Below are 632 nucleotides of genomic sequence, written 5' to 3' on the forward strand. Positions count from 1 at the left end.
TCTCCACCGCGTGTTCGTCCAGCGCCAAGGCGCTGATGTCGGCCGCGCGCCTGCTGCGCGCCGGGGTGGTCGATGCGGTCGTCGCCGGCGGCGCCGATTCGCTGTGCCGCTTCACCGTGGCCGGATTCAGCGCGCTGGAGTCGGTCTCGGCCGCGCGCTGCAATCCGTTTTCGGCCAACCGCAACGGCATCAATATCGGCGAGGGCGCCGCGCTGTTCCTGATGACCGCAGAACCCGGCCCGGTGCGTCTGTCCGGCTGGGGCGAGTCGTCCGACGCGCACCACATGTCCGCCCCCGATCCGCAGGCACGCGGCGCCATCGATGCGATGCAGCAGGCGCTGGACCGCGCCGGGCTGTCGGCCGCACAGGTGGACTATGTCAACCTGCACGGCACCGCCACCGGCCACAACGATGCGATGGAAAGCCAGGCCGTTGCCGCCGTACTGGGCACGCGCGTGCCAGCCAGTTCGACCAAACCGCTGACCGGGCACACCCTGGGCGCGTCCGGGGCGATCGAGGCGGCGCTGTGCTGGATGGTCCTGGCCGACAACCCGCGCCAGCAGCTGCCCACCCACTGGTGGGACGGGCAGGCCGACGCCGCGTTGCCGGCACTGGCCCTGGTCGCGCCGGGC

At 72.3% G+C, this 632-nt stretch carries 1 protein-coding gene; it reads left to right on the forward strand.

The features are described 5' to 3' along the window. The coding region (locus tag ACXJKJ_RS30955; protein ID WP_457395378.1) for a beta-ketoacyl synthase N-terminal-like domain-containing protein at positions 1–632 on the forward strand (632 nt) is incomplete at both ends.

The sequence above is a fragment of the Roseateles sp. P5_E1 genome (genome assembly GCF_054049335.1).